Here is a 15,153-nt window from a genome sequence, read left to right on the forward strand (position 1 = left end):
CTCAGCGCACGCGAATCGACGGTGCGCCAGCCCCACGGCGCAGGGTGGCAAGAAAGTGTTCCAGGGGCGCGGCAGCGGCCACTTCGGGCAACTGATCCTTGTCGGGGCGGTTGGCCCAAAAGTCGTTCCAGGACGGAAACAAATCATGGAAGGTGCCGGCGTAGGGTTCGCGCCCCGGCCAGCGCATTTTTTGCGAGCCTATCGGCGGCTTGTTCAAATCGCTGGCGTACCAGTAGCACGGCAGGCGACGGCGGAAATACCAGCGCCCCTGCATGCGTTCGTAGTCATCCCAATACAGCATTTGCATGGTCACCCACTCGGGGCCGGTTTCATGCTCGTTCTTGGAATACACCACGCCAATGGCATGATCGGCGTCGGTGAATTCAATCAGGTGCTGGCCCAGATGGTGGGAGGTGCCCTGAAACTGATGGCGCAGCGTGTCATCGACCCACGCTTTGAGGTGCGCCCGCCCGGTTTTCTCGCGCCCGACGCGAATGTCTTCGGCAAACAGATTGACGTGCGCATCAAGGTCGCGCATGTCCAGCGACAACGAATATTTGCCGGCCAACTGGCGAATTTCTTCGATCGACTCCAGCCGGTCGAGACGGGCGAGCAAGGCGTTCTGTTCCATAAGCGGTGTCCTTCAAACGATCTTTAAAAACGGTTGCCCGGTGGGGCTATTCCAGAACCGTGTACAGCTCGCTGCTGCGCCCGCCATCAACCGGCAGACTCGCGCCGGTGATGTACGACGCCTCGTCGCTGGCCAGGAACAAAATGGCGTTGGCCACCTCGCGGGGTTGGCCGACACGTTTGAGCGGAATGAGTTTTTCGGTGTTGTGGCGGGTCTTGTCGTCGGTGAGCATGCCGCCGGTGGCTGGTGTTTGCACCACGCCCGGAATCACCACGTTGCAGCGAATGTTGTGGCTGGCGCCTTCACTGGCCGCCGCGCGGCTGAAGTTAATCACCGCCGCCTTGGCCGCTGAATAACCGGCCATCCACGGCGTGCCAAACACCCCGCAGATCGACGCAATATTGATGATCGAACCGCTGCCCTGCGCACGCATCAGGCCCATGGCGGTGCGTGTACCCCAGAACGTACCGTCCACGGTGGTGGAAAAGTTGGAGTGCCAGTCAGCGGTCGAGGTGCTGTCAATCGCGCCCCAGCTATAGGCCATCGCGTTGTTGACCAGAATGTCCAACCGCCCGTTGCGCGCGGCCGCGGCCTCAATGGCCGCCACAAAGGCGGCTTCCTGACTCACGTCCGCCACGGCGCATTCGGCGCGACCACCGGCATCGCGCACCTGTGCGGCGACGGCTTCAAGCGGTTCGATCCGGCGCCCGCAAAGCACGACCAGCGCGCCCTCCTCGGCAAACCGCAACGCGGTGGCCGCGCCAATGCCTGAACCGGCGCCAGTGATCAATGCAACTTTGCCTTGTAAACGACTGCCCATGACCTGCTCCTCAATCCGCTGTTAGATGAACGCCATGCCGCCGTTGACCGCGAGGTTTTGCCCGGTGATGAAACTGGCGTCATCGCTGGCCAAAAATGCGGCGACCCGGGCAATTTCTTCGGTTTCACCCATGCGCCCCAGCGGGATGGCCTTGAGCATGCTGTGCATCCAGTCGTCCGGGATGTCCGCCATCATTGGCGTGTTGGTCGGGCCGGGGACGATGGTGTTCACGCGAATACCCTGGCCTGCCAGTTCACGGGCCATGCTGCGGGTCAGGCCCATTACCCCGGCCTTGGCCGCGCAGTAATGGCTAGGCCCTTCGCCGGTGATGGCGGCGGTGCTGGAAATGTTGATCACCACGCCCGGCGTTGCGGCCTTGAGCATCAGCTTCACCGCCTCGCGGCTGCAAAAAAACGGGCCGGTCAGGTTGACGCCGATGACGCGCTGCCAATGTTCGTCAGGGGTGTCGGCGAAGGCATCGATGGAGCCGATACCGGCGTTGTTCACCAGCACATCAAAACGGCCGAAGCGGGCATACACCGCCGCCATGGCGGTGGCGACCGAGTCGCTGTCTGCCACGTTGCAGTCCACGGCCATGGCGTTGTCGCCCAGCCCTTCGATGGTCTGGCGCGCTGCCTCAAGGTTGATGTCGGCGGCCACCACATGGGCGCCCTGTTCGGCAAAGTGGCGCACGATGGCGCGCCCCATGCCTTGGCCTGCGCCGGTTACAAATGCCACTTTATTGATCAGCTTCATACGTTTCTCCCGCTTGCCAGAGTGCTGCCCGACTGCAGCGCGGAACGGCTGACGGCGGGATTGGGGAGCAATCATTGACTGCAGGCCAGCGCGCAACATCGTCCGATGGGACTAACCCCGAGTTCGGCGGGTTCACAACGACGTGACGGGGTTCGCAGCCTTGGGCATCGACTCCGGGCAAGCTGGCATGGCAGGCCGCACAGACACGCAAACAGCCTGCGCGCCGAAGGTGGTCTGAACGGACGATGCTGTTTTCGACCTGCCTGTGAAATAACCCTTCCCACTAGAACAAAAACCGGGAGAACCCGCCGTGAGCACACCCTTGCGCCCCACCTGGCGAACGCATTACGCATTAGGCGTACTGGCCGCCATTTACGTCTTCAACTACATCGACCGCTTGCTGATGGCGATTCTGATCGAACCGGTGAAAGCCGAATTCGGCATTTCCGACACCGGCATCGGCCTGCTGTCGGGCGTCACATTCGCGGTGTTCTATACCCTGTTCGGCTTCCCCCTTGGGCGCCTGTCCGACCGGGTCGGGCGTAAATCGGTGATTGCCTTCAGCTGCATCGCCTGGAGCGTGATGACGATGTTCTGCGGCCTGGCGGCCAGCTTCAGCATGCTGGTAGTCGCGCGTATCGGCGTGGCGATCGGTGAGGCCGGGGGCACGGCGCCGTCGATGGCCATGGTGTCGGACTTGTACCCCCCGGAGCGTCGTTCAACCGCCCTCTCGGTGCTGATGCTCGGTTCCAGCCTCGGGGCGATTTTCGGCCTCGGGCTCGGCGGCTGGATCGCTCAGCATTACGGGTGGCGCAATGCCTTTGTGATCATCGGCGCACCGGGGGTGTTTCTCGGCCTGCTGCTGTTGCTCACCGTGCGGGCGCCTAAACCCGCACAGTTGGTCAAACCGGCCGATGTGGTTCAGGACCATTGGGCCGTGACCCTGCGTCAGTTGTTTGAAATGCCCTCGTTTGTGTGGATTGTGCTCACGGGTGGCTCGGCGGCCATCGCGGGTTACGCCATCGGCACCTGGAGCCCAAGCTTTTTGATTCGCTCCCATGGCCTGAGCCTGCAAGACGCCGGTTTGCTGGCCGGGGTGGCGGGCGGTGCGGGCGCCACGCTCGGCACCCTGACCTGCGGCGTCTTGTGCGACCGCCTGGCACGCCGCGACAAGGGCTGGCAAATCGGGGTGCCGCTGCTGGGCACGCTCATCAGCATTCCCTTCGCACTGGCGTATTTCCTGTGGCCCACCGGCACGGCGTTTTATGTCGGCAACACCCCCGTGCCCACCGCGTTTTTGTTTTATTCGGTGTTCAGCTTCTTCGGCACATGGTGGGCAACCCCGTGCCTGGGCGCCATTTCGCACTTGTTCCCGGCCACGCGACTGGCACAGGCGACGTCGATTTTTGTGATGGCCATGACCCTGTTGGGGGTCGGTGTCGGGCCGTTGCTGATCGGCATGCTCAGTGACGGTTTTGCACACCGTCTGGGCAACGAAGGGCTGCGTTATGCCCTCGCCTCATGCGTGTCGTTGCTGGTCCTGGCGTCGGTGTTCCTGGCCCTGGCCTTGCCCCGCTACCGCAATCAATTGATCCATCCGACCCCTGCCGCCGCGCCTTTGGCCAAAGCGGTCACAGCCTGATTTTTGGAGATTGAGTCATGACCGAACAAGACCTGCCCCTGCCGACTGGGCATTTCGTCACGCTGGACAGTGGCCTGCGCCTGCACTTTCTGGATGAAGGCAGCGGCCCGGTGGTGCTGTGGTTGCATGGCAGCGGCCCGGGAGCCAGCGGTTTCAGCAACTTCAAAGGCAATTACCCGGCGTTCGCAGCCGCTGGCTTTCGCAATCTGGTGGTGGACTTGCCGGGCTTCGGCCGCTCCGACAAGCCAGAAGACGTGCAGTACAACCTGGATTTTTTCGTCACCGCCCTGTCGGGGTTTCTCAAGGCGGTCGGGGTTACCCGCGCCACCGTGCTCGGCAACTCGTTAGGCGGCGCGATTGCCCTGGGCCTGGCGCTGGCTGAACCGCAGCGCGTTGAAAAGCTGATCCTGATGGCACCCGGCGGCGTTGAAGAGCGGGAAACCTACTTCGAGATGATCGGCATCCAGCGCATGGTCGAGCTGTACAACGCAGGCCCGCTGGACATCGAGCACATGCGCCGGATCATGAGCCTGCAACTGTTTGACAGCTCGCAGCTGGACGACAAGCTGCTGGCCGAACGCGTGGCCGTGGCCGCGCACCAGCCGCGCAACTTGTTCAGCACGATGATGGTGCCGAACATGACCCAGCAACTTGAAGCCATACAGGCCCCGATTCTGGGGTTCTGGGGCACCGACGATAACTTCAACCCGGCGAGCGGGGCCTTGAAGGTGCTGCAACATGCGCCGAATGCGCGCTTCACCCTGCTCAATCGCTGTGGCCATTGGGTGCAGGTTGAACACCGGGAACTGTTCAATAAAACGTGCCTGGCGTTTTTGAACGAATAAACCCACCTGCTTGGACTGACCTGACAATGACAACATTCCCTCAGTTGCTGGCACCCGGTCGCATCGGTTCACTGACGTTGCGCAACCGCATCATCATGGCGCCCATGGGCTCCAATTTCGCAGAAGCCGATGGCCATTGCGGCGAACGCATTCAGGCCTATTACGAAGCGCGTGCCCGTGGCGGCGCCGGGCTGCTGATCATGGGCGTGTGTTCGGTGGCCTTCCCTGCTGGCACCGCCGAGCCTTATCAGGTGGGCGTGTCCAGCGATGCGTTCTTGCCGGGGCTGAGCCGGCTGGCCGAACGGGTCCACCAACACGGCGCCAAGATCGCCATGCAGTTGCAACACGCGGGCAAGACCTCGGTGCGGGACATGGCCGAAGGTCGCCAGCTGTGGGTGCCCTCGGTGCCGCCGGTGTTGCACAGCGACATGATGGCCGCCCTGACCCCCGAAGAACTGGCCAACTTTGTCAGCTCGATGAAGCGTCGCGCTGAAGGCTCCCCGATCCGGGTCATGGACCGCGCCGACATCGCACAAATGACCGAATGGTTCGCCAGCGCCGCCGAGCGCGCCAAACGGGCGGGTTTTGACGGCGTGGAACTGCATGCCGCCCATGGCTACATCATTGCCGGGTTCCTGTCGGGGTATTACAACCAACGCGACGACGAGTACGGCGGCCCGCTGGAAAACCGCGCCCGCTTGCTGCTGGAGATCATCGCAGCGGTGCGCGCCAGGGTCGGTGCCGAATTCGCGCTGTGGCTGCGGCTCGATGCCCAGGAGCTGCACACCCCCGGCGGTATTGATCTGGAGGACGCCAAAGCGGTGGCGCGCATGGCCCAAGCGGCAGGCGTGGACGCGGTGAGTGTGTCGGCCAGCGCCCGCATCACCAGCGGCGAAGTGTTCACCGAAGCGCCGCTGGTGCATCAGCCAAGCGGCTTTATGGAATGGACCGCGGCCCTTAAGCGCAGCGTGGACGTGCCGGTGATTGCCGTCGGGCGCATCGAACCCGAGGCCGCAGAGGCCGCCTTGAAGCGTGGTGACTGCGATTTCATCGCCATGGCCCGCAAACTGCTGGCCGACCCCGACTTGCCTAACAAGCTGCTCAACAACCAACAAAACACCATCCGCCCGTGCATTTATTGCTACGTGTGCGTGAGCCAGATTTTCGTCAACGAGCGGGTCAAATGCGCGGTCAACCCCATGACCGGGCACGAGTTCGAGTACGTCATCACGCCGTGCGAGCAGCCCAAACATATCGTGGTGGTCGGCGCTGGCCCGGCCGGTATGGAGGCGGCGCGGGTGGCCAGTGCCCGGGGGCACCGCGTGACCTTGCTGGAACGCAGCGACCGCCTCGGTGGCACGCTGTTTTTTGCGGGTCTGGCGTATGCCGAAAACGCCCGTTTGTTGGACAACCTGCGTGCGCAGCTCGAACGTTCGGCGGTGGATATTCGCCTCAATACCCAAGCGTCCCCGGCGCTGTTGCGGGATCTGGCAGCCGATCAGGTGCTGGTGGCCGTGGGGGCCGAGCGGGCCGCACCGTCGATTCCCGGCGCCGATCAGGACCACGTATGGAGCGGTGATGAATTGCGTCGGCTGATGACCGGCGACCGGGCTGAGGAGATTGCCCGGCGCAAACTGTCGTTCGCCCAACGCACCCTGATGAAAGCCGGCAGCCTGGCGGGCGTGACCGACAGCAGCGAGGCGATGCAGAAACTGTCCAGGGTCTGGATGCCGCTGGGCAAGCGCGTGACCATCATCGGCGGCGGGCTGGTGGGGCTGGAGCTGGCAGAGTTCCTGATCGCCCGCGGCCGTCAGGTCTGCGTACTCGAAAGCGGCAGCCACTTGGGCCGGGAACTGGCCATTGTGCGGCGCTGGCGTGTGCTGCATGAAATCCGCGCCCATGGCGGTGAGCTGATCACCGGGGCCAGCGTGACGTCGATCGACGGGGGCGCGGTCCACTATCAATTGGCGGATGGCCAACCTGGCACAAGCCCCGCAGACTCGGTGGTCCTGGCCATTGGCGCGCAACCCGACACCCGCCTGCTCGACGCATTGACCCATGCCGGGTTGCCGGCGCGCAGCATCGGCGACTGCCAGAATATGGGTTATATCGAAGGGGCCATCCGTGCCGGGCATCAAGCCGGGCGGGATGCCTGAAACTGACACGGGCGCTTTTTTCGCAGCGCCATGGGCTGACCTGCCCATCAAGCAGCGGCCCCTGAGCACGGATGCTCGCCACCACGCCCCCGACAGCGCTCAGTGGCGCTTTCCAAGGCCCACAGCTGGAGGGGTTTGAACTAACCCCTGCCCACAGCGTCCATCCATGTGATCCGATTCACATACCCGCAGGTGGACGCTATTTTTTAAAACCGTTAATGCCGTCTTAAACGTTGTTAACTGACTTAGCGTGCCGGGCATTTAAATCCCTCATGAACACGCCCGGCATTTAAACGCCTAAAACTCAAACACCCCACGCTAACTTCGCACGCGGTAATTACTTTCCTGAATAGCACCTGTCTGCCTGATGGAAACAGGTTCTGTTGATCTGTCTTTCATAGGTTTTTCACAAAAGTGCGTTTACCGTATGCGCTACCCGAACCCAACCGCGCCAAGAGTTCGTAGGAAAATCATGTAGATAACGCCGTTGAGGGCTTTACCTTTGTCCGCAATAGGCTTTAATCCCTGTGGGTGTTATGTGCAGTGCCCGTGTGTGCGTGTTGAGTTAAGACTTGCCGTCTTGTGCCATTGAAACTGACTGGAACGAATACTTTGAAACCCTACCCCATCCAGTGTGTGTCTATCGTCATTCCGGTCTACAACGAAGAACAAAGTTTGCCTGAGTTGTTGCGTCGTACTGAAGCGGCGTGTGCGCAACTGTCGCAACCCTATGAAATTGTGCTGGTGGATGACGGCAGCCGCGATGAATCGGCCAGCATTCTCCAGGAAGCGGCCGAGCGCGAAGGCAGCCCCGTGGTGGCGGTGATTTTGAACCGCAACTATGGCCAGCACGCCGCAATCATGGCCGGTTTCGAACATTCCAGAGGTGATGTCGTTATCACGCTGGACGCCGACCTGCAAAACCCGCCCGAAGAAATCCCGCGCCTGGTGGCTCAGGCCGCGCTGGGCTACGACGTGGTCGGCACCGTGCGCAACAACCGTCAGGACTCAGCCTGGCGCCGCTGGCCGTCACGCCTGATCAACCTGGCCGTGCAGCGCTCCACCGGGGTTGCCATGAGTGACTACGGCTGCATGTTGCGCGCCTATCGCCGTACCATCGTCGACGCCATGCTGGCGTGCCGCGAACGCAGCACGTTCATTCCGATTCTGGCCAACAGCTTCGCGCGGCACACCACTGAAGTGCTGGTCGAACATGCCGAGCGCGAGCACGGCGATTCCAAGTACAGCCCCATGCGCCTGATCAACCTGATGTTCGATCTGGTGACCTGCATGACCACCACGCCGTTGCGCCTGCTGAGCATCATCGGCTTCAGCATGGCTTTGCTGGGCGGGCTGTTCGCCATCCTGCTGATCGTGTTGCGCCTGATCTTTGGGGCGACCTGGGCCGGTGACGGCACGTTCGTCCTGTTTGCGGTGCTGTTTGTGTTCACCGGCGGACAGTTCATTGGCATGGGCCTGCTGGGTGAATACCTGGGCCGCATGTACAGCGATGTGCGGGCCCGGCCACGCTTCTTTATCGAAAAAATCGTGCGCGCCGAGCCGGCCAAGGCTGACGTTTCGACGACCCCTTCTTCTATTTCCACCTCGACACAGGTCCAATCATGAGTTTGAAAGCCGTAGTTTTCGCCTATCACGATATTGGCTGCACCGGCATCGATGCTTTGCTCAACGCCGGGTATGAAATCGCAGCGGTGTTCACCCATGCTGATGACCCGAAGGAAAACAACTTTTACGGTTCGGTTGCCCAACTGTGTGCGCGCAAAGGCATTCCGGTGCATGCGCCCGAAGACGCCAACCACCCGTTGTGGGTCGAGCGCATTCGCAAACTGAACGCCGACTACCTCTTCTCGTTCTATTACCGTCATTTGCTGGGCGAAGAATTGCTCGCCAGCGTCAGCCAAGGCGCCTTCAACCTGCATGGCTCGCTGCTGCCGCGCTACCGTGGCCGGGCCCCGGCCAACTGGGTGCTGGTCAACGGTGAAACCGAGACCGGCGTCACCCTGCACCGCATGGTCAAACGCGCGGATGCCGGTGCCATTGTGGCCCAGCAACGGGTCAGCATTGAACGCAGCGACACCGCGCTGAGCCTGCACGCCAAGCTGCGCGAAAGCGCGGCAGCCTTGTTGGCCGAAACCTTGCCCCTGCTGCCGGAAGGCAAGCTGACCGAAACCCCGCAAGACGAATCCAAAGCCACGTACTTCGGGCGTCGCACCGCCGCTGATGGCCTGCTGCAATGGGCGCGTCCGGCTGAAGAATTGTTCAATCTGGTACGGGCGGTGACGCAACCGTATCCAGGCGCGTTCTGCGCCGTGGGCGAGCACAAACTGATTGTCTGGGCCGCCGAGGTGATGCCGGGTAATGCCGGGCTGGCGCCGGGCCACGTCATCAGCTGTGAACCGCTGCGCATCGCCTGCGGCAAAGACTCGCTGGTCATCACCGCCGGTCAACGCAACGCCGACGGCCTGTACCTGAGCGGCCCGCAACTGGCCCGCGAACTGGGTCTGGTGGATGGCTCGCGCCTGCGCGGCAGTGAGTCCGGGCGCCCTGCCCGCCGCACCCGCGTGCTGATCCTCGGGGTCAACGGGTTTATCGGTAACCACCTGTCCGAGCGCCTGCTGCAAGACGACCGCTACGAAGTGTATGGCCTGGACATTGGCTCCGACGCCATTGACCGCCTGCGCAGCCACCCGAACTTCCACTTTGTGGAAGGCGACATCAGCATCCACACCGAGTGGATCGAGTACCACATCAAAAAATGCGACGTGGTCTTGCCGCTGGTGGCCATCGCCACGCCGATCGAGTACACCCGTAACCCGCTGCGGGTGTTCGAGCTCGACTTCGAGGAAAACCTCAAGCTCGTGCGCTACTGCGTCAAATACAACAAGCGGGTGATTTTCCCGTCGACGTCCGAAGTGTATGGCATGTGCCAAGACAAGAATTTCGACGAAGACACCTCCAACCTGATCGTCGGCCCGATCAACAAGCAGCGCTGGATCTACTCGGTGTCCAAGCAGTTGCTCGACCGAGTGATTTGGGCTTATGGCCAGAAAGGCCTGAAATTCACCCTGTTCCGTCCGTTCAACTGGATGGGCCCGCGTCTGGACCGTCTGGATTCGGCACGGGTGGGCAGCTCGCGCGCAATTACCCAACTGATTTTGCATCTGGTGGAAGGCACGCCGATCCGTCTGGTGGATGGCGGTGAGCAAAAGCGTTGCTTCACCGACGTGGCCGACGGCATCGAAGCGCTGGCGCGCATCATCGAGAACCGCGACGGCAAATGCGACGGCCAGATCATCAACATCGGCAACCCGGAAAACGAAGCCAGCATCCGTCAACTGGGCGAAGAGTTACTGCGTCAGTTCGAAGCCCACCCGCTGCGCGACAACTTCCCGCCGTTCGCCGGTTTCCGCGACGTTGAGAGCCAGTCGTTCTACGGCACCGGTTATCAGGACGTCAGTCACCGCAAACCGAGCGTTGAAAACGCCCGTCGCCTGATCGACTGGACACCGACCACCGAACTGAGCGAAACCATTGGCAAGACTCTGGACTTCTTCCTGCGTGAAGCCATGGTAGAAATCGCGGAAAAACGCTAATGCAAGCAGGCCTGCGTATCGACGTCGACACGTACCGCGGAACCCGAGAAGGGGTTCCGCAACTGCTCGAACTGCTGGATGAAGCTCAAATCAAAGCCACGTTTTTCTTCAGCGTGGGGCCGGATAACATGGGCCGCCATCTGTGGCGGCTGATCAAGCCCCAGTTCTTCTGGAAAATGATGCGTTCCAAAGCCGCCAGCCTGTATGGCTGGGACATTTTGCTGGCGGGCACCGCCTGGCCGGGCAAGCCGATTGGCAAGGAGCTGGGGCACCTGATGCGCCAGACCCTGGCCGCGGGCCATGAAGTGGGCTTGCACGCGTGGGATCACCACGGCTGGCAAGCCAACGCCGGGCGTTGGTCGCAGGCGCAATTGATCGAGCAGATCCGCCGGGGTGTCGACACCCTGAGCGACATCACCGGCCAGGCGGTCGAGTGTTCGGCCGCCGCGGGCTGGCGCGCCGATGAACGCGTGGTCGAGGCCAAGCAGGCCTTTGGCTTTCGTTACAACAGTGATTGCCGCGGGCACAGCCTGTTCCGGCCTCGTCTGGCCGATGGCCAGTTGGGCACGCCGCAAATCCCTGTGGACTTACCAACCTTCGATGAAGTCGTGGGGCCGCACCTGAGCGCGGCCGACTTCAACGCCTACATTCTTGAACGCTTCAGCCCGCACACGCTGAATGCCTACACCATCCATGCAGAAGTAGAAGGGATTCTTATGGCAAACGACTTCCGGCAACTGCTGGCGCAGGCACGCGCCCGCGACATTCATTTCCAGCCCTTGGGCGCGCTGTTACCCAGCGATCCCGACAGCATCCCCACCGGGCAATTGAGCCGTGGCGTGCTGGAAGGCCGTGAAGGCTGGCTGGGAGTGCAGCAACCATGACCCTCAATCGCTGGGCAATACCGTTGCTGATACTGGCGTTTGTCGCGTTCTATCTAGTGCCGCTGGGCACCCACGGCCTGTGGATCCCTGACGAATCCCGGTATGCGCAAATCGGTCAGCAGATCCTGATTGATGGCAATTGGGTCACGCCGCATTTCATGGACTTGCGCTACTTCGAAAAACCCATCGCCGGTTACTGGATGATCGCCCTCGGCCAGGCCATTTTTGGCGAAAACCTGTTTGGCGTGCGCATTGCGTCGGCGCTGGCCACCGGCCTCAGCGTGTTGCTGGCCTACTGTGTGGCACGGCGCCTGTGGAACGACCCACGCAAGAGCGTGGCCTGCGCGTTGATCTACATGACGTTCGGCTTGATCGCGGGGCAAGCGGGTTACGCCAACCTCGATCCGCAATTCACCTTCTGGGTCAACCTGAGCCTGGTGGCGCTGTGGTTTGCCGTGGACAGCCGCAGCGGGCGCGAGCGCGTCATCAGCTGGGCCGTGTTGGGCTTTGCGTGCGGCATGGGCTTCATGACCAAGGGTTTTCTGGCGTTTTTGCTACCGGTGCTGATCGCCCTGCCCTACATGATCTGGCAGAAACGCTTTGTCGAAATGGTCAAGTTCGGCCTGCTGGCCATGCTGGTGGCGGCACTGGTGTCACTGCCTTGGGTGCTGGCGGTGCATGCCCAGGAACCGGACTACTGGCGTTTTTTCTTTTGGCATGAACACATTCGCCGTTTTGCCGGTGAGGATGCGCAACACGGCCGTCCGTGGTGGTTCTACCTGCCGCTGCTGGTGGTATCCAGCTTGCCGTGGGCCGCTTTGCTGCCCGTGACCTTTAAGGATGCCTGGCACAACAGGCGCAACGTCAAGGTGGTGTTTGTACTGCTGTGGATACTGCTGCCGCTGGCCCTGTTCAGCCTGAGCAAAGGCAAACTGCCGACCTACATCATGCCGTGCATGCTGCCGCTGGCATTGCTGCTGGGTCACGCACTGATGCAACGCGTGGAGCATGCGCAAACCGGCGCCTTGCGCACCAATGCACTGGTCAACCTGTTGCTGGCAGGGGTGGGTCTGGTGGCGTTGATCTACTTCCAAATCAAAAAGCCTTTCTACGACAACGAACCGCTGCACATGACCCTGCTGGTGATCGTGCTGCTGACCTGGATCGTCGCCGGTGCCGTGCAACTGTGGCGCCCGCTCTCGCTGTGGGCGGCGCCGGCCCTGAGCATGGGCGCGCTGGTTCTGTTGCTGCCGGCGGCCATGCCCAGCAGCGTGGTGCACAACAAAATGCCCGACCAGTTCGTGCTGGAACACATCGAGGAACTGACGCCGGCCACTTCATTGCTCAGCAACGACCTGGGCGCGGCCTCGGCGCTGGCCTGGCGCCTGCGCCGTCCGGATGTGACGTTGTACAACACCCAGGGCGAGGTGAAATACGGCCTGACCTACGACGACGCCCAAGGCAAAAGCATCGGCCTGGCCGAGGTCGGTCCATGGCTCAGTGCCGCCCGCCTCAAAGGCCCCGTAGGTGTGGTAATGCGGGTAAAAAACAGCGATGAAAGCCATGAAATGGACATGCTGCCCAACGATGCCAAGCGCTACGACGAAGGCAACATGGTGATTCTGATCTTCCCGCAGAGCGCGCCATGACCCTTGTGTTGTTGCTCATGGCCTGTGTGCTGACCTGCGCGGGCCAGATCGCGCAGAAATATGCAGTCGAAGGCTGGCGCGGGGTGGACGCAGGCATTGCCGCCAAGCTGCGCTCGCCCTGGTTGTGGCTGGCGTTGCTGTGCCTCGGGCTGGGCCTGCTGGTGTGGTTACTGGTCCTGCAACGGCTGGAGGTCGGGGTGGCCTACCCGATGCTCAGCCTCAACTTTGTGCTGATTACCCTGGTGGCGCGTTACCTGTTCAAGGAACACATCGACCTGCGCCACTGGTGTGGCGTGGGGCTGGTGATCGCCGGTGTGGCACTGCTGGGGCAACACGCATGAGCTTGCGCCGTGGATTCACCTTTGCCAGCGCCAGTGTAGTACTGGTCAGCAGCGCCCAATTGGGCATGCGCTGGAGCATGACGCGCTTGCCGGAGCCGACCCACTGGCTGGACGCGCTGCGTCATGGCGAGGTCTCGCTGGCCGCAGTGGCCGTGGTCAGTGGCGCCATCGTGGCGTACGCGCTGTCGATGCTGTGCTGGTTGCTGGCGTTGCGCGACCTGCCGCTGGGTCGCGCGTACTCGTTACTGAGCATCAGCTATGCCTTGGTGTACCTGCTGGCCGCCAGCCTGCCGATGTTCCATGAAAGTTTCACGCTTTCAAAAACCCTGGGCGTGACGCTGGTCATTCTCGGCGTGCTCACCATCAACTCTCGACGTCCCCCAAGTTCCAGGAACTGCGCATGAAAATCAGTGTATTCGGTAGTGGTTATGTAGGCCTGGTGCAGGCGACGGTGTTGGCGGAAGTCGGTCACGATGTGATCTGCATGGACATCGATCAACACAAGGTCGAGTTGTTGCAGCAAGGCCACGTCAGCATCTTTGAACCGGGGCTCAGCGCTCTGGTGCGCGAGAACCTCGACAGCAAGCGCCTGCGGTTCACCAGTGATGAAAAGCTGGCCGTGGAGCACGGTCAGGTGCTGTTTATTGCCGTCGGCACCCCGCCCAGCGAAGACGGTTCGGCTGACCTGAGCGCGCTGTTTTGCGTGGGCGATGCCGTGGCCCGTCACCGCGAAGAGCCGGTGATTCTGGTGGAGAAATCCACCGTCCCCGTGGGCACCGGCGACGCGCTGACCCTGCACATCAATAACGCCCTGAAACAGAGTGGCCGCACGCTGCGATTTGACGTGGTGTCCAACCCCGAGTTTCTCAAGGAAGGCTCAGCCGTTTCCGATTGCCGCCGCCCGGACCGCATCATCATTGGCTGCGAACGCGAAGAGGTGCGCGAGGTCATGCGTGACCTGTATGCCCCGTTCAACCGCAACCATGACCGCATCATGTTTATGGACCTGCGCAGTGCCGAGCTGACCAAATACGCCGCTAACTGCATGCTGGCCACCAAGATCAGTTTCATTAACCAGATCGCCGAGCTGGCCGAACACTTGGGGGCCGACATCGAGGCTGTGCGCCTGGGCATCGGGGCCGATACACGCATCGGTTATCACTTTATCTACCCCGGCTGCGGCTACGGCGGCTCATGCTTTCCCAAAGACATGCGGGCGCTGATCCAGAGCGCCAAGCAAGCCAACTGCTCCAGCGACTTGTTGCAAGCCGTCGAAGCCATCAACGAGCGGCAAAAGCACAAGCTGTTCGAGCGCATCCGCGCCTTCTTCAACGGCGATCTGGCCGGGAAGACGTTTGCCTTGTGGGGCCTTGCGTTCAAACCCAACACCGACGACATGCGTGACGCGCCAAGCCGCGTGCTGATGGAGGCGTTGTGGGCTGCGGGCGCGCATGTTCGCGCTTTCGACCCGGAAGCCATGCAAGAAACCCAGCGGCTGTATGGGGACGAGCCGCGCCTGAGCCTGATGGGCACGCCGGAGTCCACCCTGACCGGGGCCGACGCACTGATCGTGTGCACCGAGTGGCAGCAGTTCAAAGCACCGGACGTTGAGCTGATCAAACAGCGCCTCAAAACCCCGGTGATTTTCGACGGGCGCAACCTGTACGACGGTGAGCGGTTGGCCAAAGCCGGCCTGCAGTATTTCCCGATGGGGCGTGGCGAATCCTGCAACTTGCCGCTTTCGCCCGGCACCATGCCGTCGGCTGTACGCCTTTAAGGCGCCTGCAACGCCGCCATTGGCAACAGTGGCGGCGT

Annotated in this window: 13 protein-coding genes; 10 read left to right on the forward strand and 3 right to left on the reverse strand. The window is 61.9% G+C overall.

Annotated features, from left to right (window positions below):
• Position 1: 1 nt before the first annotated feature.
• Genes V6F78_RS04870 through V6F78_RS04880 form a run of 3 tightly spaced genes read right to left on the reverse strand, consistent with a single transcriptional unit; the run spans position 2 to position 2,207 of the window.
• Complete coding sequence (locus tag V6F78_RS04870; RefSeq protein WP_047274388.1) at positions 2-631, reverse strand: nuclear transport factor 2 family protein; 630 nt, start codon at positions 629-631, stop codon at positions 2-4.
• A gap of 46 nt (positions 632-677) precedes the next feature.
• Positions 678-1,451: an SDR family NAD(P)-dependent oxidoreductase gene (locus tag V6F78_RS04875; RefSeq protein WP_048374787.1), complete on the reverse strand. Its 774-nt coding sequence runs from the start codon at positions 1,449-1,451 to the stop codon at positions 678-680.
• A gap of 21 nt (positions 1,452-1,472) precedes the next feature.
• Positions 1,473-2,207, reverse strand: a complete 735-nt coding sequence (locus V6F78_RS04880; protein WP_047274384.1) for an SDR family NAD(P)-dependent oxidoreductase — start codon at positions 2,205-2,207, stop codon at positions 1,473-1,475.
• Positions 2,208-2,517: 310 nt separating this feature from the next.
• Between V6F78_RS04880 and V6F78_RS04885 the strand changes: the two genes are divergently transcribed.
• The 10 genes from V6F78_RS04885 (at position 2,518) to V6F78_RS04930 (ending at position 15,115) form a co-directional block, all read left to right on the forward strand.
• Positions 2,518-3,849, forward strand: coding sequence for a spinster family MFS transporter (locus tag V6F78_RS04885; RefSeq protein ID WP_047276596.1), 1,332 nt, complete (start codon positions 2,518-2,520; stop codon positions 3,847-3,849).
• Between the two features lie 17 nt (positions 3,850-3,866).
• Positions 3,867-4,694 carry an alpha/beta fold hydrolase gene (locus V6F78_RS04890; RefSeq protein ID WP_070414510.1) on the forward strand — a complete coding sequence of 276 codons (828 nt, stop codon included), beginning with the start codon at positions 3,867-3,869 and terminating at the stop codon, positions 4,692-4,694.
• 26 nt (positions 4,695-4,720) lie between these two features.
• Positions 4,721-6,850, forward strand: coding sequence for an oxidoreductase (locus tag V6F78_RS04895; protein ID WP_332726740.1), 2,130 nt, complete (start codon positions 4,721-4,723; stop codon positions 6,848-6,850).
• 612 nt (positions 6,851-7,462) lie between these two features.
• Positions 7,463-8,476, forward strand: coding sequence for an undecaprenyl-phosphate 4-deoxy-4-formamido-L-arabinose transferase (arnC, locus tag V6F78_RS04900; protein WP_047274376.1), 1,014 nt, complete (start codon positions 7,463-7,465; stop codon positions 8,474-8,476).
• Positions 8,473-10,464, forward strand: coding sequence for a bifunctional UDP-4-amino-4-deoxy-L-arabinose formyltransferase/UDP-glucuronic acid oxidase ArnA (gene arnA, locus V6F78_RS04905; RefSeq protein ID WP_047293504.1), 1,992 nt, complete (start codon positions 8,473-8,475; stop codon positions 10,462-10,464). Before arnC ends, arnA begins: the two co-directional genes overlap by 4 nt.
• Positions 10,464-11,348: a 4-deoxy-4-formamido-L-arabinose-phosphoundecaprenol deformylase gene (arnD, locus tag V6F78_RS04910; RefSeq protein ID WP_047293506.1), complete on the forward strand. Its 885-nt coding sequence runs from the start codon at positions 10,464-10,466 to the stop codon at positions 11,346-11,348. Before arnA ends, arnD begins: the two co-directional genes overlap by 1 nt.
• Positions 11,345-12,997, forward strand: coding sequence for a lipid IV(A) 4-amino-4-deoxy-L-arabinosyltransferase (gene arnT, locus V6F78_RS04915; RefSeq protein ID WP_047293509.1), 1,653 nt, complete (start codon positions 11,345-11,347; stop codon positions 12,995-12,997). Before arnD ends, arnT begins: the two co-directional genes overlap by 4 nt.
• Entirely contained in the window at positions 12,994-13,338 is a 345-nt protein-coding gene (gene arnE, locus V6F78_RS04920) for a 4-amino-4-deoxy-L-arabinose-phosphoundecaprenol flippase subunit ArnE (protein ID WP_047276589.1), read from the forward strand. Before arnT ends, arnE begins: the two co-directional genes overlap by 4 nt.
• Positions 13,335-13,742 carry a 4-amino-4-deoxy-L-arabinose-phosphoundecaprenol flippase subunit ArnF gene (gene arnF / locus V6F78_RS04925; RefSeq protein WP_047274368.1) on the forward strand — a complete coding sequence of 136 codons (408 nt, stop codon included), beginning with the start codon at positions 13,335-13,337 and terminating at the stop codon, positions 13,740-13,742. Before arnE ends, arnF begins: the two co-directional genes overlap by 4 nt.
• Positions 13,739-15,115 carry a UDP-glucose dehydrogenase family protein gene (locus V6F78_RS04930; protein ID WP_332726748.1) on the forward strand — a complete coding sequence of 459 codons (1,377 nt, stop codon included), beginning with the start codon at positions 13,739-13,741 and terminating at the stop codon, positions 15,113-15,115. Before arnF ends, V6F78_RS04930 begins: the two co-directional genes overlap by 4 nt.
• Positions 15,116-15,153 lie beyond the last annotated feature (38 nt).

This window comes from Pseudomonas sp. ESBL9, from assembly GCF_036668715.1.
Classification (GTDB): domain Bacteria; phylum Pseudomonadota; class Gammaproteobacteria; order Pseudomonadales; family Pseudomonadaceae; genus Aquipseudomonas; species Aquipseudomonas lundensis.